Genomic DNA, 19336 nt, shown 5'->3' on the forward strand with positions numbered 1-19336 from the left:
ATCGTTATGATAAGTAATTTAATAGCATGGGAAATCATTTTAATCTAAGGAAAGTTAACGAAAAAAGTTGTACATAGATTGTCTATGTATTAATATTTATATATACCAAGAGTATCTATGTAATAATGTGAATGGCATGACAGGGGAACTGGTTATGTCATGGCAGATGGTTACAATGGGAGGGGAATTTTGTTATGTGGTTAGTGGTCATTCTGTTTGTTTCAATTCCTGCCTATGCTTTTATTCGAATGTTACAGAGTTTTGCGAAGCGGAAAGCGGCTGGCGAGAGACCGATAAAAACCAAGGTCATTGATGCTATTTATTCTGGAGCTATTCTTTGTTTGTTGATGATCGGATTTTTTATCAATCAAATGGGCTTGGAGGCAGGCGAGCAGATGCGGATTTTCTCCATGAACGGGGTCAAAGCGAATGGATACGCTTCACTTGCTAGTGAGCATGTCCTGTCCGTAATTATGTTACTTATCTTCGGCATGTTTAGCTTTTGGCTGATCCATTCAAAATACGAGATTTCTCCCATTCTATTTGTGGTCAGCAGTACGGTCATAATTCTAAATATTATATTGGCTGTCATTTACCTAACCCATACCGCATTCACCCATGACGGAGAGACGTTTTCTGTCCCACTGTTGCAGGTCAGCTTTTTGTCGTTAATCTTCCTTTATATTGCTGGGTTAGAAGACTCACTCAATCACTTTCTTGAAAGGATGCGCGAATCCGAACCGGAATACAACAAGCCGGTTTTGCTGTTTCTATACAAGATTTCATCCCACTATCAAAAGATGTCGCGCGTATGGGCAGTCTTCCTTTTTCCTGTCCTCATCGTGATCCAATTGCTGATGGTTCTGTTTGGGCAGCGGCCCGACAGCTTTATCCGGTTGTTTCTGGACACCAGTTCATTTCATTATTCCAGGATTCCGGCACCCGCGCCGGAAGTCGTGGAGGGGGACGGCCATTATCTGTGCACGGTTTCGGCAGCAGGGCATAAAAAATGGGTGAAGCCGGTCCGGGCAGGAATCAGGAGAGGCTCCAGAATTGTCGTCAACCGGCAATTGCTGGTTGCCAACGCCTTCGAAAACATTCTCGAGGAATATACACCCAACCTCCATAAAGCTATTCGCACCTTTTACGACAGGTACGGATACCCGTTAAGCCGGCATATCCGCTCCAAATGGTCCGCCGACCTGGTCTACCTGATGATGAAGCCATTGGAATGGTTTTTCTTAATTGTGCTCTATACCGTCGACCATAAACCGGAAAATCGGATTTCTGTTCAATACAGCGAATTGCGAAAATAACGACCCATTTTTGATCATTTACGACCTGTTTTTTGGCTTATTACTAACTAAATTTCAAAACTTGCAACACTTTATTGGTGGTTTTTGGAAGTTTTGATATAGGAGTTCATGCGTCCTATTATTTACAACCGCCCCTGTGGACCTCAGTAAATCACGGTAATATTGTTCTGATGGAGAAATTTAATCCAATGGTCACTTGGTTTTAAATCCGTAACTAAGTAATCTATTTGTTGAAAATCTAGAAAACTAATAAAAGCGACATTGTCAAATTTGGTATGGTCAACGAGCAGCATGGTTTTGCTTGCCTGCTTGACCATGAGCTTTTTTAATTCGGCATCAGGTTCATTTGAGTCCATGATGCCTTTCTTCATATCAAGGCCATTGCAGCTGATGACGGCGAAGTCCGGATTATATTTGTTGGTCGTCTCGAGGGAAATGGACCCCACCAATGATAATGAATGCGGTACCAATTCACCGCCGGTGGAAACAATTCTTGTGGCATGGCCTGGGATTTCATTTAATATTTTCACAGAATTGGTGATAACGGTTACATTACGCTTCTGGTTTAGCAATTTAATCAATTCAAAACAGGTGGAACTGGAATCGACAAATAGGGAATCGTTATCGCCGATGTAATGGATGGCTTTCTGCGAAATCACTTGTTTAATGGTTAAATTTAGGTCAATTCGTTCATTAAATGGCAGGTCCACATTAGTATGTTCATTGATGACTGCACCGCCATAGGTGCGGGTCAGTGCTCCTTCTCTTTCTAGTTTTTCTAAATCCCTGCGGATGGTTTCCTCCGTCACATGAAACTGATTTCTTAAATCTGATACCAGTACCCTCTTATTTTTTTGTAAAATGGACGTGATGATTTGCCGTCTCTCAATGCCTAACAAAATAATGGACCTCCCTTTTTAGTAACCGGTTTCATACTGTTATTCTAATATTATAACAAAAAGGAAAATATAAAATTACTATTTTGCAAAAAAAACTAAAAAAAGCCACATAATAAAAAGTGGAAATGTGTCAACTTTGGTAAAACACAACACAAACCAACAAAATCAAAGAATAATTTGTTGCTTTAACCGCTTTCCTGTTTTATGATGTTGTTGTAAGGTTTTTGAAATACAGATAAATCCTCATCATTCAAAATGATTTTTCAGGATGAAGTTTTTAAAAAGATGAGCAGAGTTTGATTCTTATGATGCTGTAACCTGAGTAATGCGCAAACCCTGTTCATGCGATTCAGATTAAGGGGAAGAGGTGCTAGCAGGGAAATTACAATATCAGATTTTAGGGGATCACTCTAAAATGTAAACGATTTAGTTGATATCTTTCGTGGGAATTTGTCATGGTAACCATAAAACCAATCAAACAGGAGAAACGAAATGATTAGAAAAGCAAGTATCATGTATGTCAATAAAGACAGTTATGAGGAATACAAACGCCGTCACGATGAACTCTGGCCGGAGATGGCTGCGGAATTGAAGGCCCATGGCGCCCATAATTATTCTATTTTCCTAGATAGAGAGTCTGGCAAATTATTTGCTTACTTGGAAGTAGAAAGTGAAGAAAAATGGGAGCAAATGTCCCAGACTGATATTTGCCAAAAGTGGTGGGCTTATATGGAGCCATTAATGAAAACGAATCCAGACAATAGTCCGGTGTCGGTCGACTTAGAGGAAGTTTTTTTTCTGGCATAGTGCAAACCCTTCCATTGGGTGATTCTTCAATAACAAGAAAATTCAGGAGGCAGAGTGTGTATGATTCAAACTGAGTTATCGATCAAAAGAGAAGATGTTTTAAACCAAATCGATGTTTTAATGGACAATCTCACACAAATCAAAGACGATTCCGGAGAATTTTTATTGAATTTTGACGGCCTTGTCGTCGATGATAAAAGCTGGCATGTTTGGAACTGGCCGCAGGGTGTTGCATTATATGGAATCTATAAATATTGGCGGCAAACCAAAAATGTAAAGGCTTTAAACATCGTCCAAGACTGGTTTGAAGCTAGATTAGAAGAGGGCGTACCGCCTAAAAACGTCAATACGATGGCACCGCTATTAACTTTGGCACTAATCTATGAAGATACGAAAGATCAAAAGTACGTTCCATATTTGGAAACGTGGGCTGAATGGGTCATGTACGATATGCCGCGGACAAACGAAAACGGATTGCAGCATATGACTTACGGGCCGGAAAACAAAAATCAGCTTTGGGATGACACCTTGATGATGACGGTACTGCCATTGGCCAAAATCGGCAAGCTCCTCAACCGAAAAGAATATATCGAAGAGGCCAAACGGCAATTTTTGATCCACATCAAGTATCTGGCTGACAGAAAAACGGGTCTCTGGTTCCATGGCTGGACTTTCGAAGAAAACCATAACTATGCGGAAGCCCTTTGGGGACGGGGAAATTGCTGGATTACCATCGCTATTCCTGAAATTATCGAAATTTTAGAACTAGAAAAAGGAGACTTCCTACGGGAATTCCTCATTGAAACGTTACACCGTCAGATTGAAGCGTTGGCTCATCTCCAAGATGAAAGCGGTTTATGGCATACGTTGCTGAATGATCCGACTTCTTACCTAGAAGCATCTGCCACTGCCGGTTTTGCTTACGGCATTTTGAAATCGGTTCATAAACGATATGTCGGCCAAGAGTATGAAGAAGTGGCCAATAAAGCGGTTAAGGCCATTTTAAATGAGATTGGCGAAGATGGCGCGCTGCAAAAAGTTTCCGTCGGTACCGGAATGGGCGACAGTTTGCAATTTTATAAAGAGATTCGCATCACCACCATGCCATATGGACAATCATTGGCGATTCTAGCTTTAGCAGAGTTTTTGAATTCCTATATTTAAAAAATATTTCAAATGGATTAGAGCTTTATTTTTCATAAATCACTTTAACAACTTTGGAGGAAAACAAAATGGTGAGAAAGCCAAAATTCATTAATTACTTGTCGTATGGGTTGGGTGACTTCTTAGGGGCAGGCGCATTCGCGTTAACAGCCGCCTGGCTGCTCTTCTTCTTAACCACTTTCTGTGGACTGACAGCCGTAGAAGCGGGTTCCATTTTCGCCATCGCACGGATTGTCGATGCCATTGCAGCACCAACCATGGGTTATATTACCGATAACTTCCATAAAACCAAATTGGGCCGAAAGTTTGGAAGACGGAAATTCTTTATCTTAGCCGCCATTCCACTGGTGCTTGTCTATACGGCCATCTGGATTTCCGGATTTGGTTACTGGTACTACTTGTTAACTTATATCGCGTTTGAAATTGTTTATTCTATGATTTTGATTCCTTATGATACGCTTGCCGCTGAAATGAGCAGCGATTATAAAGTCCGTTCCAAATTTACCGGTGCACGTATGTTTATTGCCCAGGCTTCCGCTGTATTCGCAGCGTATATCCCAGGCCGTCTTGTCCAAGCATTAGGAAAAGATGATCCAATGACTTTCTTGTATTCCGGTATGATTTTCACTGCCATCATTATGGTGGTATTGGTTATGCTTTACAAAAACACTTGGGAACGTCCTTTTGATGAAATCCCTGAAGATAAAGTCATCAATAATAGAACCTTTTTACAAAATGTCCAAAAGATTTATCTTGATTTGTTCTCGACATTACGGGTCAAAACCTTCCGTCACCATCTTGGCATGTATTTAGGCGGATATTTAAGCCAGGACGTATTCAATGCGGTATTTACTTACTTTGTCGTATTTGCTCTGATGCAAAGTGCCGTATTGGCTTCCAACTTATTAACCGTTATGTATATCTTGCAGATCGTGGGTGTAGGGATTGCACTTACCATCACGCTTAAAATGAATCCTGCTCCGGCTTTCCGGACTGCTGTATTATTCTTTATCGCAGGAATTCTTGGCTTCACCGCTTTAAAAATGACTGGAACGCTCAATAATACAGCTTTAATCTTTGTGATGATCGGCATATGCGGTTTGGGCCGCGGCGGTTTGAACTTTATTCCTTGGAACAACTACGCGTTTATTCCAGACGTAGACGAAGCCTTAACAGGCCAAAGACGCGAAGGTGTGTTTGCCGGGGTTATGAGTTTGATCCGCAAAGGAACCCAAGCACTAGCTGTATTCTTGGTGAGTGTGGCCTTGCAGGAAGCAGGCTTTGTATCCGGACAGGCTCACCAGCCAAATTCCGCCATTACGATGATTCTTTCCATTCTATTGTTTGGCACCCTGTTCTTCTTAGTTGCTGGTTTAATCGTTTCTTACCGTTACAAATTAACCAAAGAAAACCATGTTGTTTTATTAAATGAGATTCAACGTTTGAAAAATGGCGGTTCTAAAGCCAAAGCTACTACAGAAGCTCGTCAAGTATTTGAACAGCTGACTGGTTGGGCATATGAAAAAACTTGGGGCAATAACACTGTAGGCTATGAAAACTACATCAAATCCAAAGAAAAGCAAAACGACGATCGAAAACCGAAAGCGATTTAGTAAGTTAGGAAACCATGGGGGACGGTTCTCACAGCACAAGCCATGTGAACCGTCCGCATAGAATTAGGAGGAAGGTAATTATGAATTTAAATGATTTCTCATTAGATATTTTCTCACTAGCCGGAAAGGTTGCGATTGTGACTGGCGGCAATACGGGATTAGGGCAAGGTTATGCAGTGGCTATGGCTAAAGCAGGCGCTGACCTATTTGTGGTAACGTATGATACCAACTGGGATGAAACAAGAGAGTTAATTGAAAGAGAAGGACGCCGTGTGGAATTTTACCAAGCGGATTTAACAAACCGCGAAACGATCAAAGAAGTTGTTGCAGCTTGCGTAACGGCATATGGCCGAATTGATATTCTGGTAAACAACGCCGGCACCATTCGCCGTGCGCCGCTTCTTGAGTACAAGGCGGAAGATTGGGATGCTGTCATGGATATCAATCTCAATTCCGTGTATTTCTTGAGCCAAGAAGTTGCCAAAGTCATGGTTGAGCAAAAGAGCGGAAAAATTATTAACATCGCTTCGATGCTGTCTTTCCAAGGCGGAAAATTTGTTCCTCCATATACAGCCAGTAAGCATGCGGTTGCTGGAATCACGAGAGCATTTGCCAATGAGCTGGCGCAATATGGCGTGCAGATTAATGCGATTGCTCCAGGATATGTTGAGACGGCTAATACAGCACCGATTCGCCAAAATGAAGAGCGCAAGGAAGAGATTACTGCACGTATCCCTGCCGGACGTTGGGCTACTCCAGCTGACTTAATGGGTGTCGTGGTATTTTTGGCAGGCAGCGCGTCTGATTATATGAATGGCCACATCCTAGCGGTTGATGGAGGATGGCTTGCACGATAAGCTGGTGAAGTAAAGCAGGGGAATGTCCCCCTGCTTTATTTTTTTACGGCTGGATATGTATTGTTAAAAAATGGTATATATATTATTATTAAGATTAGTAGATAAATCCAGTTATTGGAAAGGCTAGCCTTTCTATTGGCTGGATTTTTATTATTCATCATGAATATGTCAGCAAATGTAACAAAAAAGCGGGGTGGAATACATATTTCTAAAGGAAATAACCTATGAAACTATCAACTGATTGTTTTCAGACTTGGGACTAGCAATTTTTAGAGACGAGAGGGGACTGGGGATGCACTTTAAAAGCTGGATTAGTTGTTTATTAACCTTATTGATTTTATTAGGCTGTTCCACGCCAATTAGCAATGCGGAAACAAATGATGTGAATAAAACAGCCTATGTTGACGTGGCCGTAGCGACTCTTTGGACAACAAAAGGGAAGACCCAGACTCGGGATATCGATGCACCTTCCTTAACCAATCCGGTCGATTTGCGACAGTGGAATGCCAATATGGAAGACTCCGAGATTCGGCGTTGGCTGACAGGAAAGCTGGAAACGCAGGCACTTTACGGAACGAAGGTCACTATCTTGCAAGAAGAAGGGGATTGGGTTCAAGTGGCTGTAGAGGGACAGCCGACCCCGCGCAATTCGTTGGGCTATCCGGGGTGGATGCTGAAAACACAGTTAACGGACGATGAGCGTTTGGTTGGATTAGCCGATCAACCTTTTATTATGGTGACCAGCAATACCGCCTGGCTTTATGAGGGTAAGGCGTTAAAGGATCCATTTATGGAGGTCAGCTTTAATACGAAGCTGCCGGTGGTGAAGGATTTTGGCGATGTGGTCATGGTGGCGACTCCGGATGATGGCAATAAATTTATCAGCAAAAAGGATGCTGCGGTCTATCAAACCGAGGCAGATCTGCCTAAAATTTCTCAACAGGGATTAATTGAAACCGGCAAGAAGTTCTTGGGACTGCGGTATTTGTGGGCAGGAGTTTCCGGGTTTGGCTTTGACTGTTCCGGCTTTACCTATACGATTCATAAAGCGTTCGGTGTCACCATTCCTCGTGATTCTTCCGTTCAAGCGAAAAATGGCAAGGAAATTCCGAAAGACCAAATTCAACCTGGTGACCTGTTGTTCTTTGCTTATAATAACGGCACAGGGTCGGTTCACCATGTTTCCATGTATCTTGGCGATGGGTTGATGATTCATGCCCCGAATGCATCTAAAAATGTGGAGATTATTCTATTGGATACCCCTGGCTATATCAATGAATTTTCTGGTGCCCGCAGATACTGGGAAAATTAAATGATGGCCATGGGGACGGTTTGAGGGCACTGAAAAAGTCGTTTAAAGAGAAGGAAGCTAATGGCCTGGCATCTAGGCTGTTAGCTTCTTTTTATATATAATAAATTCACTTCGAACATCCCCAAATTCCCCTGAAGACTCAATTTCCTAAGGTACGGTCGTTTTAATTATGTAGTAATGGTACTATTTAGCTCCTTTGGATGGTTATCGAGGTCCTCCCTGGCTGCCACGCTCGAAAACAGTGTAAGATCTTCTTCCATGACTGAAGTTTCAGATTCCATATATTGCTACAATAGAAGACAATACTTATGGGCTAAAATGCTGTACTGAGTTTTTTTGCTAATCATACATAATCTAGGGAGGTACACATGGCTGAATTAAAGCTAGAGAATATCTATAAAATTTACGATGGGAAAGTGACGGCTGTTGATGATTTTAACTTGCACGTCCATGACCATGAATTCATTGTTTTTGTTGGTCCGTCAGGCTGCGGCAAATCGACGACGCTCCGGATGATTGCGGGGCTGGAGGAAATATCAAAGGGAGATTTTTATATTGATGATAAACGAGTCAACGATGTGGCCCCGAAAGACCGGGACATCGCCATGGTTTTCCAAAACTATGCTTTATATCCTCACATGTCCGTTTATGATAATATGGCGTTTGGCCTTAAACTTCGCAAATTCCCCAAGGCCGAGATTGATCAGCGTGTAATAGAAGCAGCCAAAATTCTTGGGCTTGAGCCGTATCTCAGCCGCAAGCCAAAGGCACTATCAGGCGGCCAAAGGCAGCGTGTCGCATTGGGACGTGCCATCGTTCGGGATGCAAAAGTGTTTTTAATGGACGAGCCCTTATCCAATCTTGATGCCAAGCTCCGGATGCAGATGCGCGCAGAGATTTCCAAGCTTCATCAGCGGCTGCAGACCACGACCATCTATGTCACCCATGACCAGACAGAAGCCATGACGATGGCTTCCAGGATTGTCGTCATGAAGGATGGGGTGATTCAGCAGGTGGGGACCCCGAAGGAAGTATATGAAAAACCAAACAACGTCTTTGTCGGAGGATTCATTGGGTCGCCTTCCATGAATTTTTTACAAGGAAAGTTTGAAGACGGGAAGTTCGTTGCCGGAACGGTTTCTTTTGCGCTGCCGGAGGGAAAATCGAAGCTGCTTCAGGAGCAGCAGTATGAGGGGAAGGATATTATCTTTGGAATCCGTCCTGAAGATATTCATGATGATCTGACAACGCACGATGTATATCCGGGCTCCAAAATGAATGTCCAAATTGATGTTTCGGAGCTGACGGGGGCGGAGACGATTCTTTATACCAGCATCGATGGCCAGGAATTGATTGCTCGCGTGAATGCCAGGACTGACATCATACCGGGCCAAACCATCGAGGTTGCCTTTGACATGAACAAAGGGCATTTCTTCGATGCGGATACGGAAATGAGAATCAAGTAAGTTCATGGTTATTGGCATGGCCACGGGAACCGTTCCGTGGCTTGTTTTTTATTCATCAAGCCTATGATTTTTGGGCTTTTTTGCATTGCTTGCCTGATGGGATAACTGGACAAAAAACATAGAAAACATCCCTGTTGTCAATGAAATTCGCGGTTGAATAAATAATTAGTTCAATGTATATTAATACAAAAGAGTGGGAGGTGTGTGTAACTTGGAGATAAAATATGCAGATATCTCAGATTCGCCCGTTATACACGAATTGATGATCAAGGCTTTTTCTGAATATAAAGAGGAAGTACCGCCTTCTAGTGCATTAGAAGAAACCCCAGAATCCGTTAAAATGGCTTTCATGCAAGGGGAGCGGGGACTCATTTGTTATCTGGATGAGCAGCCGGTTGGAATGGTTCGTTTTAAAATCACGGAAAAAGGTTTATATTTTTATAGACTTTCCGTCCTCCCGGAAAGACAAGGAATGGGTTTCGCAAAGAAAATACTAAACGCTCTTGAAGGATTGGCACTTGAAAAAGAAGTACCCGTAATCTATTGTAAAGTCCGCCTTAATGTGCCCAGAAATATATATCTATATACTTCAATTGGATTTAGTGTATATGATGAGGAAGTTGTCCAAAAACCCAATGGTATACATATAAAAGTTGCGTCCATGATGAAGAAAATAGGTTAAGGAGTCATGTTATGCATTTGGTATGTGAAACTGAGAAGTTAGACGATTACTTGTGTGAATTGAACGAAGTGAATTATTCAAATCCGATCATTAGGGCCAAGGCAGAGGAACTTTTTCATCCATCACAAACCGAAATAGAAAAAGCCAAAATTGCCTTTGAATTTGTCCGTGATGAAATAGCTCATTCTTGGGATATCCAAGGGAACCGTGTGACGTGTAAAGCATCGGATGTCTTACTGTACAAGGAAGGGATCTGCTATGCAAAATCGAATTTATTGGCAGCCTTACTGCGATCGCAAGGAATCCCAACAGGGTTCTGTTACCAACGTTTGATGTTATTTGATACACCGGAAAAAGGATATTGCATACACGCGTTAAATGCCCTATTTTTAAAGTCTCTTCATAAATGGGTTAGGCTGGACTCCCGAGGTAACAAAGAGGGGATTGATGCGCAATTTTCTGCTGATGGAGAAAAGTTAGCGTTTCCGGTTCAAGAGGAATTTGATGAAAAGGACTATCCTGTTATTTATGCGAAGCCACATCCAAAGACCATTGCCGCCTTATACTTGAACTCAGATCCAATCGAAATGTATAAACGCCACTTGCCGGAAAATTTATAAAGCGAGAAGCGGGAAGGAGTTCTCCTGCTTTTTTTTTTGCACTACTGGACATCCAATGGGAAATTGCCGGCAAGCAGGTATAAAAGGGCGAAAATCGCCGGTAATATGACTCCCGAGCATTTTTATTAGAACTTTAAGAAATACTATAAAAAAATATGCGGGAGGATATAACCTTGGAGAAAAAGCAGGCGAATATTGAACTGTCTTGCACGGAAATCGGTGGTCTTTGGGGTGTCTATATACAAGAAAGCATGAGTTCTTGTTTCCTTACCTACTTTTTGTACCATCTTCAAGACGAGGAAATCATTCCACTGGCAAAAGAGGCGCTACAAATATCAAAAGGGCGGTTAGAAAAAATAAAAAATATTTTCCTATCAGAAAGGTTTCCTTTGCCTGCTGCTTTTTCAGAAGGGGATTTAAATTTGGCCGCTCCTCCTTTATTTAATGACATATTTACCCTAAGTTACCTTTATATGACCAATCGGTTAGGAATGATTAATTTTAGTTATACCGCCTCAAACAATGTTCGACTGGATGTGCTTGATTTTTTTACGGAGTGTATACATACATCTACTGAATTGTTTGGCAAAGCAGTCAAGATGATGCTGTCCAAAGGCATCTATGACCGCCCACCGAAAATGGTCTATCCAAAAGAAATTGAGTTTGTCCAAAAAGAATCCTTTCTTTCCGGAATTTTAGGAAAAAAGCGTCCCTTGAATGCGATTGAATTAACCGAGATATTCTTTAATATTGAGCGGAATTACTTTTCAGTTCTAATCATGATTGCATTTGCTCAAGTAGTCAAAGACAAGGAACTGAAACAACACATTCTTAAGGGGAAAAAGCTTAGTGAAAAACAAATTTCTCTTTTCAATGATTTACTGAAGGAAGAGGATCTTCTGGGGACCGTGACGGTGACGATGGAAGTGACTGACTCTACTGTGTCACCATTCTCAGACAAACTCATTTTTTCTATGATTAATGTTTTAAATTCCGTAGACATCAGTTTAATTTCCCATGCCATGTCGGTCACAATGAGAACCGACCTTACCACACAATATACTAAGATCATAGGAGAGGTAATGCTGTACGCAAAAGCTACATTTGATATTGTAGTGGAAAAGAAGTGGCTGGAGCAGCCCCCTCTTGTGACAGATAGGAAGATGCTCATACAAAACAATAATTAAGAAGTGAGGATAGCCCCCTTAGCTCAAACCAGGTGCCCCGCCGGTCTTGTCTACCTGATGATGAAGCCTTTGAAGTGGCTTTTCCTCCTTGTCTTATATGCCGTCGACCATAAACCGGAAAACCGAATACATGTTCAAGATTGTAAGGGAAAAATAATGGGGGGAAGCGTTCTTGTAACAAAAGCCAAGGGAACCGTTCCCGATGGCAATGCGGAAAAAAACCACAAGAACCGTCCCCGTGGCTTACGCATCTCCTGAATTAACGCAGCAAGAGATAGCTGAAAGACTTATATCATCAAAAAGTACAATTAGTGTTGGGGTAGATAAACTGGTTAAAATGGGGTTAGTTGAAAGGGAAATATCCGATGAAGACAGAAGGGAAGTAAAGCTAAAATTATCGAATAAAGGTGAGGAAGTATCAAAGGCATCCAGTAGGAATTCAATCTCTTATAAAGCAATGCTTACCGCATTAGATAATATTCCTGAAGAAGATATTCAATCTTTGCTTCGTATCCAGAAAGAATTACGAAATCATCTAATCAATAGTGGTTATTAAAAAATATGGTTACTCAAATGGGTGTGTTAGTAGAACAAGAATGGAGGAAACCCTGAAAATAGGGTTTCCTAAAAATTTTAATTATTTATCAACATTAAAATTTAACAGAGCCTAAAAATAAAAAACCCAAACCATACCGACACAAGACACAAGCGTCCTATGAAGATATGATTTGGGTTTTGCCTGCTTAATCAATAACAATCCCAAAAAGGATACTTATTTGTTTGCGCTTTCATTTTATCGCATAAGACAAAAATGTAAACGGTTTCTCTCGTGGAAATTTATGGGCATGAAGCACACTGAAAAGAAAAACTAAACTATTAATCTACGAGGAATTTCCGTCATTAATAGAGAGACAAACGAAATCGACCTTTTTCGCGGCTTTCCATTAGTCAGGGAGAATGGTAATAAAGAAAAGAGCCCGAGTTTAATCAAACGTTTGTTTAAATGACAAATTATTTGCCGGGAAATTTTAAGAGACCTTATGGCAGCGGGAAGAATAACCAAGTTAATTAAATGTTTGATTAACTTCCACAGCAAGGAAATTTGTTGAAATACGTTTTAGATTGAGAGTTCAAAATCAAAATTTAGTAGGTTATAAAATCGTAAAAAATAGTGGTTGTGTCGTTACGCAATCTTCCACTCAACCCACTAGTAGTTGAAGTATCCTAAGGGTATGATAAATTGGAGATATAAAACCTATTTAAGGCTCGAAAGAGGGTATTTCCTTGAGACGTTTCATAATTGGATACCTATTATTAATGGTATTACTATTGTCAGCATGTAATGCAGCCAGAGTTCCCATGCACACCAACCAAAAACAAATGATGAATATGAAGCCGGTCAGCGGAGAAGAAACACAATCAGAATGGTCTGTTCCTGACAATCTTACTGCCAACCAGCCAGTGACCATCTCCATTCTTATAAAAGATAAACAAAATCAGCCAATAAAGGAATTTGAGACAGTCAGTACGAAAAAAATGCACTTGGTTGTTGTCAGCAAAGACCTGTCTTACTTCGATCATATTCACCCCACTTTTAAAGGCAATGGGCAATTTGAAATCACGACCACATTCCCGGCAGCCGGTGACTATAAGCTCATTGCGGAAATGACTCCAGTCGGAGCTAAGGATTATAGTATTGAAGATGATTGGCTGACGGTACAGGGGACTCCAGCAAATCCAGTACCAATTGAACCTGACACTACAAAATCAAAAGTGATTGACGGGACCAAAGTAACTCTTTCCTTTGATGAGAAACTTGAAGCAGGAAAAAATATCGATATGAACTTCACGTTGGATGATGCAGCAACGAATAAACCGATTAAAGACCTCCAGTCCTACTTAGGAACGGTGGGGCATGCCGTAGCGATTGATAAAGATGTCAAACAGTTCATGCATATCCATCCCTTGTACCCGAAAGCAAAGGGACCGAAGGTGGTCTTCATGACGTATTTCCCCACAAAGGGGATTTACAAAGTCTGGGGTCAATTTAACGTCAAAGGACATATTCTGACGGTTCCATTTGTGATTAACATAGAATAATGAAGAAAAACCTGTTCATTAGTTAAACAGGTTTTTCTTCATTATTTTTTACGAAATGCCACAACAAGAGCCGCTAAGGAAAGGATAACCGAAACAGCTGATAAAATCAGTGGGACAGAATTTGAGGACTTTTCTGTAACAGTTGTGGTCGTTCCTTCTTTCTTCGTGTCTTCTGTTGCAGATTGGTCAGCATGTTGGTTGTTTGTTGTCGTTCCCGAAACAATCTCAGTAATAGAATGTGGCGATGCCGCTCCTTCCTCTCCTGTCCATTCCACGATACTGCCATCTTTATAGTATTGATACGCATCCCATGCGACGTCCCCGGTTTGGTCAGGGTTTTTGGCAACAAACGAAAACTGCTGGAATTGTCCAGGTAAAATGCCATCCCCCGTAGCCTCAAAAGTAATTGATTTAACCTTTCCGTCAGCATCTCTTTCAGCTGAATAGGTCCAACCTGGAACTGGCTGGTAAGACTCAATCTCTACCCCAGCAGGTGTTTTTAACGTCACCTTCGTGGTTGCTACCTCTTTCTCGACCGGTACTTTAACGGTATAAGTTTCCCAAGCGCCTGTTGTTGATGTCTTTGGCATGACTGTCACATGGGCACTTGCCGCACTTGAGAACAAGAATAATCCTAATACCGTGGGGAAAAATACTTTAGAAATCTTTTTCATGGTTTGTATCATCTAAACCACTCTCCTTTTTTATTGACTTCCCACGAATACCTCAAAGTCGGTATCCATCGTTTCTAAATCCTTGGTAAGGACATGTACACGCACATTCCAACGACCCGCCATATTAAAATTCATTCCTTTAGCTTCATACTGGCCATCCTTGACTTTTTGTAAGGTTTTCGTATCGTCGCCCATTTCCATTTCCAGTGATGTAAAGGTAAGCGTTACTTGCTCAACATCTTTGATTGGCTGACCTTTTTCGTCTTTCAAGTATAAAACAAAAGCATTTTCCCCTATCACATTTGGAGTCACATCGAATGTGATTTTGCTATTATTCGTACTTGTATGGGTTTCCTTAAATGGGCCAGGCGACGCCATAGCAGTCGGAAGATTGGTTAATAAAACAGATAGAATGAGAACCAATAATCCTGCAGCCAATTCTCCCCATAAGGAGCCCCTCCAGCCTTTTTCTCCGTTGTTTTTCCCTTTCCAAAAATTGCGGGCTGCAAAAACAAGCATAATCATCAGCAGGAGTACCTTTCCGGACAGGACTCGTCCATAGTCAGTTGTCAGGAGTGTCCGGAGATTAGGAATATAGGAAAGACTGCTAAAAAAGCCCGTTAAGGCTAACAAAATGACTAAAAGGATTCCCCATTTGGAAAACCTTCGGATAGAATCCAAATAGAGTGGCTTCGTTTCTATTTATTTTACAAGAGGAATTAAAGCGACTAATACGATTAAACTCCCCATCCAAATGGAGGCGGAAAGTAAATGGATGAAGTCTAATGTAATCGTTATCCCTGGATTGGTGGACGCGGCTGCATGACTGATAAAAGCCTTTGATAATAACAAACCGGTTCCTATCAAAAACGTAATCCCAATCCAAAGGGGTTCATACTTGTTTTTCATTAAGATAAATGCAGCTATGAAAAGCAAAATTAAACAAGAGATTTGGAGGATCCATGTATCCCCGTAAGAGGTGTTTGTTACCATATCCATTAACACTTGGAAATTTAACACCTTGCTCCACGGGAATCCCGTTTCAATTGTTGCTTGTAACGGTAAACCCAAAATAATGCTTATGCATAACGTGGTGACTGAAAGTCTTATTAACCTGTTCAAAGCCTTCGACACCCATAAATCCTGGATTAATTCTTTACCAGAAACAAAGAGGCAGAAGAAGAGTACTCCCACTAAACACGCGTTGCTTATATATTGAAGCCAACGGATTAGGACTAAGTCGAATTGAGGGACATAGCCTGCTGTTTGACGGTCAATAGTAGACTGGTTTGTACCTTCATTTCCAATTTGGAACGGAATGACTCCTTCCACTGGATGACCGTCACTGGATACAACCCTCCATTGTATGCGGTAGGTCCCATTGGGCAGATTTTCGGCCAAATCACATTCAAGGATAGATGGATGATCGGCACTTACACGGCCATTATTTTGATCAACCCGTTTCCCTGATGATTCAAATACTTCAATGGAATTATAGGAAGGCTGGATGGTCTCATCGAACTCAATGGATACCTTTTTTGGTGCTTCGCTTAGGATTTCGTTATCGGAAGGATTGGATTTTATGATATAAGCATGGGCATAAGCGGACAACGGATAAACGAAAATAAAAAGAGCGAAGACTAAAATAAGAAGGTAACTGTATAGAATCCATTTCAACCCTGCACCTCCTCTATTAATGGCAGCCACAGCCTGTATCTCCATTCATTCTGAGTGAAATTTCGTTTACTGCCTCATTAAATGGTAATATGTATCCGCCAAATCCTTTTTGAAAACGTTCTGCATAGGCTAATGATTCAAATGTTAATACCTGTGGCTGGCAGCAATTTAGATGAAAATCCGCACCCAACAAGAAGTAAGCCAATTTAGCGCTAATCGTGGTATTGCTGAGAAAATCCCGGCAAATAATGTGCGAAACATTTTTTTCAATCGCTTTATATCTTAGTAAACCACAGTGCGGGCAGCATAATTGTTCTACTGTTTGATGGTGAGTAATGATTTGCACAGGGTGGCGATCTGGTAATTCCTTTAGACAATAGGTACAGGAGTTGGGTGAAACTTTTAAAATATTCACTAAAGAAATTCCGCCTGATGTTTTATGTATCTTATTTTCTTCCATCAGCGGCCTAATATCCCGATATACGGTCATTTCAGAAACATTTAATCGCTTGCTGAGCTCGGCAATGGAGAGTATTTCTTCTTCTGATAACCAGCTCAATATTTGTCTTTGCCTCTCAATCGGCAGCATTTGAAAACCTCCTTTACCATTAAAAGTATTAGTCCGTTAAGAATACAATAAAATAGTTCTTCCGTATTAACAAGTTGGACATGTTATTTATGTGTGAATATGATTATATAAAATCACGTTTTTTAACAATAATTAATAGCTCTCGTGCCTTTTTCTTGATTGATTCCTCAAAAAACATGAGAATTGTTCCGCGAATATTAAAAATTTTCCGCTAAATCATTAACGAGAAATCACATTTCATGTATAATATTCTTCATCAATCATGAGGGGATTTTGTACTATGAAATCATATATTAAGGAACAAATCGAGTCATTTAAAGAACGCAATCGGAATCGAGGCCGGTTATTGGTGAGCTGCCCCGACCAGCCTGGGATTGTTTCAACCATTTCCCATTTTTTGTTTTCCTTCAATGCCAACATTATGGAATCCAGCCAGTATTCCACGAATCCGGAGGGCGGGACCTTTTTTATCCGGATTGAATTCGAGTGTCCAGGCCTTATGGAGAAGGCAGAGAAAATGAAACAGCAGTTTGAGGGGATTGCCAAGCGGTTTGATATGGAATGGAGCTTCATGCATGTGTATCGCGTAAAAAGAGCGGCCATCTTTGTTTCCAAAGAACTCCACTGTTTGCTTGAGCTTTTATGGGAATGGCAAAGCGGCGATTTGATGGTGGAAATCCCGCTGGTCATCAGCAATCATGAAGATGCAAGAGAGGTTGTCGAAGGGCTCGATATCCCGTTTTATTACATTCCGGCCAATAAAAATATCCGGGCTGAAGTCGAGGCCAAGCAGCTGGAATTGTTGAAAGAGCATGATGTCGACTTCGTGATTTTGGCGCGCTATATGCAAATCTTGACGCCTGCCTTTGTGACGGAGTACCCGAAACGGATCATCAATATCCACCATTCCTTCTTGCCGGCGTTTATTGGGGCCAAGCCTTATGAGCGGGCCTATAACCGCGGCGTGAAACTGATTGGGGCCACCTCGCACTATGTGACCGATGACCTTGACGAAGGACCGATCATTGAGCAGGACATCGGCCGTGTCGACCATCGTAATGATGCTGACAGCTTGAAAAAAATTGGCCGAAACATTGAGCGAAGCGTCTTGTCGCGCGCGGTCAAATGGCATCTGGAAGACCGGATTATCGTTCATGGCAATAAGACCATTGTTTTCTAGAAAAAAATCATGGGGACGGTTCTTGTGGGAAAAACCAGGAGAACCGTCCCCGTGGACTGTCAAAAACCGAAATATCCCCATTCCTCCTTCATGTAACTTACCCTAGTTTCATGCCTTAAATAGAGTGTTTGTCCAGTTTATTTGACCTTCAGTTGAACAGAATATGGTGATAACTTATGGTTGGAGGCTAATATTGCCGGATTGCGGAGTTGAAAAAGCTGGTAAGAAAGAAAACCGAAGGCGGATTAGAAACCTGAAAGATAGAAGAAGAGGATACTGTGAAATCCTAGAATAAGGAACATATTAATAGGCACAACGAGCAAACGTTGTGCCTTTTTGCAGCTTTTTTAACCTCTTCGATTTAATTTCACTACATACTGGAAGTGGTCTGGACGAAAGACGGATTGTAGAAATTCAATGGGTACTCCTTCTATTGAGAGAGTTAAGCGTTCAATATAGAGTAAGGCTTCGCCCTGGGGGATGTTTAACAATTCCGCTTCTTCGAGGTTGGCATTTACTGCACTGATAACCTGTTTTCCTTCATGGGGTTTAATATTTAATTCTTTCTCTAAATATTGATAGGTAAGAATATCGTGAAGCCCCTTATGTTTGCTAATTTCTATTCCGATATTTTCGGGAAAGTAGGAATGTTCTATAGCAATCGGTACACCATCTGCAAAGCGGAGGCGTTTTAGTTCCCATGCTTCGTTTACTCTAAGATGGTCTTTTATTTTTGCAGGAGGGTTCAATATTTTCCCACTCTTTATCACCTTGGCCCCAGCCTTATTGCCCATCGATTCGATTGTTTCCGAAAAACCCATCAATTCCCCAATCCAGTTTTCCGATTGATTGGACCTTAAAAAGGTGCCGCTGCCTCTTTTTCGATCCAAGAGGCCCTCATCCATTAGGGTTTTTAATGCCGAACGAATTGTAATCCGGCTTACTTGGAATTGTTCAGCCAATTCATGTTCAGTTGGCAGTTTGCCGGATGGGTCCACCAAATGACCATTGAGCAGCTCTTTCCGTATATATTCAGTCAGTTGATGATGTAAAGGGATGGGGCTATTATGATTTAATACAGATTTTAAATCATTCATTTTATTTATTTGAATCCCTCCATTAAGAATACGTTTAAGGTGATAAGTTATACATGTGTCACTTTTAATATTATTTTACACTCAGTGATTGTTCGG

Annotated in this window: 20 protein-coding genes; 14 read left to right on the forward strand and 6 right to left on the reverse strand. The window is 41.3% G+C overall.

From position 1 onward, the window contains the following. Positions 1–194: 194 nt before the first annotated feature. Complete coding sequence (locus ACY8D0_RS11240) at positions 195–1316, forward strand: DUF6688 domain-containing protein (RefSeq protein ID WP_462410591.1); 1122 nt, start codon at positions 195–197, stop codon at positions 1314–1316. Between the two features lie 143 nt (positions 1317–1459). Here the strand turns inward: ACY8D0_RS11240 and ACY8D0_RS11245 are convergent, their stop codons facing one another. Continuing rightward, complete coding sequence (locus ACY8D0_RS11245; protein ID WP_462410592.1) at positions 1460–2215, reverse strand: DeoR/GlpR family DNA-binding transcription regulator; 756 nt, start codon at positions 2213–2215, stop codon at positions 1460–1462. Between the two features lie 492 nt (positions 2216–2707). Between ACY8D0_RS11245 and rhaM the strand changes: the two genes are divergently transcribed. The 12 genes from rhaM (at position 2708) to ACY8D0_RS11305 (ending at position 14023) form a co-directional block, all read left to right on the forward strand. After that, positions 2708–3022 (forward strand): L-rhamnose mutarotase, encoded by a 315-nt coding sequence (rhaM, locus tag ACY8D0_RS11250; RefSeq protein WP_462410593.1) that lies wholly within the window; start codon positions 2708–2710, stop codon positions 3020–3022. A 60-nt stretch (positions 3023–3082) separates the two neighbouring features. After that, positions 3083–4186 (forward strand): beta-galactosidase BglB, encoded by a 1104-nt coding sequence (gene bglB / locus ACY8D0_RS11255; protein WP_462410594.1) that lies wholly within the window; start codon positions 3083–3085, stop codon positions 4184–4186. Between the two features lie 68 nt (positions 4187–4254). Further along, positions 4255–5799 carry an MFS transporter gene (locus ACY8D0_RS11260; protein WP_462410595.1) on the forward strand — a complete coding sequence of 515 codons (1545 nt, stop codon included), beginning with the start codon at positions 4255–4257 and terminating at the stop codon, positions 5797–5799. A gap of 80 nt (positions 5800–5879) precedes the next feature. Next, positions 5880–6656 carry a 2-dehydro-3-deoxy-D-gluconate 5-dehydrogenase KduD gene (kduD, locus tag ACY8D0_RS11265; RefSeq protein ID WP_462410596.1) on the forward strand — a complete coding sequence of 259 codons (777 nt, stop codon included), beginning with the start codon at positions 5880–5882 and terminating at the stop codon, positions 6654–6656. Positions 6657–6948: 292 nt separating this feature from the next. Then, a complete protein-coding gene (locus ACY8D0_RS11270; RefSeq protein ID WP_462410597.1) occupies positions 6949–7968 on the forward strand; it encodes a C40 family peptidase in 1020 nt (339 codons plus the stop codon). Between the two features lie 368 nt (positions 7969–8336). Beyond that, complete coding sequence (locus ACY8D0_RS11275; protein WP_462410598.1) at positions 8337–9434, forward strand: ABC transporter ATP-binding protein; 1098 nt, start codon at positions 8337–8339, stop codon at positions 9432–9434. 202 nt (positions 9435–9636) lie between these two features. Then, on the forward strand, positions 9637–10116 hold the full coding sequence (locus ACY8D0_RS11280; RefSeq protein WP_462410599.1) for a GNAT family N-acetyltransferase: 480 nt from the start codon (positions 9637–9639) through the stop codon (positions 10114–10116). Positions 10117–10127: 11 nt separating this feature from the next. After that, positions 10128–10736 carry a transglutaminase-like domain-containing protein gene (locus ACY8D0_RS11285; protein WP_462410600.1) on the forward strand — a complete coding sequence of 203 codons (609 nt, stop codon included), beginning with the start codon at positions 10128–10130 and terminating at the stop codon, positions 10734–10736. 173 nt (positions 10737–10909) lie between these two features. Continuing rightward, the gene (locus ACY8D0_RS11290) at positions 10910–11923 is read left to right on the forward strand and encodes a DUF3231 family protein (RefSeq protein ID WP_462410601.1); all 1014 of its coding nucleotides are present in this window, start codon (positions 10910–10912) and stop codon (positions 11921–11923) included. 3 nt (positions 11924–11926) lie between these two features. After that, positions 11927–12181 (forward strand): DUF6688 family protein, encoded by a 255-nt coding sequence (locus tag ACY8D0_RS11295; protein ID WP_462410602.1) that lies wholly within the window; start codon positions 11927–11929, stop codon positions 12179–12181. Further along, entirely contained in the window at positions 12126–12479 is a 354-nt protein-coding gene (locus tag ACY8D0_RS11300) for a MarR family winged helix-turn-helix transcriptional regulator (RefSeq protein ID WP_462410603.1), read from the forward strand. Before ACY8D0_RS11295 ends, ACY8D0_RS11300 begins: the two co-directional genes overlap by 56 nt. Before the next feature lie 728 nt (positions 12480–13207). Next, the gene (locus ACY8D0_RS11305; RefSeq protein WP_462410604.1) at positions 13208–14023 is read left to right on the forward strand and encodes a DUF8832 domain-containing protein; all 816 of its coding nucleotides are present in this window, start codon (positions 13208–13210) and stop codon (positions 14021–14023) included. Positions 14024–14064: 41 nt separating this feature from the next. Here the strand turns inward: ACY8D0_RS11305 and ACY8D0_RS11310 are convergent, their stop codons facing one another. The 4 genes from ACY8D0_RS11310 to ACY8D0_RS11325 are packed head-to-tail and all read right to left on the reverse strand — an operon-like array spanning position 14065 to position 16963. Further along, complete coding sequence (locus ACY8D0_RS11310; RefSeq protein WP_462411348.1) at positions 14065–14706, reverse strand: YcnI family copper-binding membrane protein; 642 nt, start codon at positions 14704–14706, stop codon at positions 14065–14067. Positions 14707–14727: 21 nt separating this feature from the next. Further along, the gene (locus tag ACY8D0_RS11315; protein ID WP_462410605.1) at positions 14728–15378 is read right to left on the reverse strand and encodes a FixH family protein; all 651 of its coding nucleotides are present in this window, start codon (positions 15376–15378) and stop codon (positions 14728–14730) included. Between the two features lie 21 nt (positions 15379–15399). Further along, positions 15400–16374, reverse strand: coding sequence for a copper resistance CopC/CopD family protein (locus ACY8D0_RS11320; protein WP_462410606.1), 975 nt, complete (start codon positions 16372–16374; stop codon positions 15400–15402). A 16-nt stretch (positions 16375–16390) separates the two neighbouring features. After that, positions 16391–16963 carry a DeoR family transcriptional regulator gene (locus ACY8D0_RS11325; RefSeq protein ID WP_462410607.1) on the reverse strand — a complete coding sequence of 191 codons (573 nt, stop codon included), beginning with the start codon at positions 16961–16963 and terminating at the stop codon, positions 16391–16393. A 280-nt stretch (positions 16964–17243) separates the two neighbouring features. Here ACY8D0_RS11325 and purU point away from each other — a divergent pair, with 280 nt between their 5' ends. Then, positions 17244–18143 carry a formyltetrahydrofolate deformylase gene (gene purU, locus ACY8D0_RS11330; RefSeq protein ID WP_462410608.1) on the forward strand — a complete coding sequence of 300 codons (900 nt, stop codon included), beginning with the start codon at positions 17244–17246 and terminating at the stop codon, positions 18141–18143. 347 nt (positions 18144–18490) lie between these two features. On the opposite strand, the gene ACY8D0_RS11335 is transcribed toward purU, so the two are convergent. Continuing rightward, a complete protein-coding gene (locus tag ACY8D0_RS11335; protein WP_462410609.1) occupies positions 18491–19240 on the reverse strand; it encodes a GntR family transcriptional regulator in 750 nt (249 codons plus the stop codon). Positions 19241–19336 lie beyond the last annotated feature (96 nt).

This window comes from Neobacillus camarae (genome assembly GCF_054950115.1).

Bases quoted from the DNA above. Each gene is read 5' to 3' on its own strand.
- ACY8D0_RS11285 (WP_462410600.1), top strand. From the start codon at position 10,128: ATGCATTTGGTATGTGAAACTGAGAAGTTAGACGATTACTTGTGTGAA.
- ACY8D0_RS11300 (WP_462410603.1), top strand. From the start codon at position 12,126: ATGGCAATGCGGAAAAAAACCACAAGAACCGTCCCCGTGGCTTACGCA.
- rhaM (WP_462410593.1), top strand. From the start codon at position 2,708: ATGATTAGAAAAGCAAGTATCATGTATGTCAATAAAGACAGTTATGAG.
- ACY8D0_RS11270 (WP_462410597.1), top strand. From the start codon at position 6,949: ATGCACTTTAAAAGCTGGATTAGTTGTTTATTAACCTTATTGATTTTA.
- purU (WP_462410608.1), top strand. From the start codon at position 17,244: ATGAAATCATATATTAAGGAACAAATCGAGTCATTTAAAGAACGCAAT.
- ACY8D0_RS11260 (WP_462410595.1), top strand. From the start codon at position 4,255: ATGGTGAGAAAGCCAAAATTCATTAATTACTTGTCGTATGGGTTGGGT.
- ACY8D0_RS11240 (WP_462410591.1), top strand. From the start codon at position 195: ATGTGGTTAGTGGTCATTCTGTTTGTTTCAATTCCTGCCTATGCTTTT.
- ACY8D0_RS11275 (WP_462410598.1), top strand. From the start codon at position 8,337: ATGGCTGAATTAAAGCTAGAGAATATCTATAAAATTTACGATGGGAAA.
- bglB (WP_462410594.1), top strand. From the start codon at position 3,083: ATGATTCAAACTGAGTTATCGATCAAAAGAGAAGATGTTTTAAACCAA.
- ACY8D0_RS11335 (WP_462410609.1), bottom strand. From the start codon at position 19,240: ATGAATGATTTAAAATCTGTATTAAATCATAATAGCCCCATCCCTTTA.
- ACY8D0_RS11325 (WP_462410607.1), bottom strand. From the start codon at position 16,963: ATGCTGCCGATTGAGAGGCAAAGACAAATATTGAGCTGGTTATCAGAA.
- kduD (WP_462410596.1), top strand. From the start codon at position 5,880: ATGAATTTAAATGATTTCTCATTAGATATTTTCTCACTAGCCGGAAAG.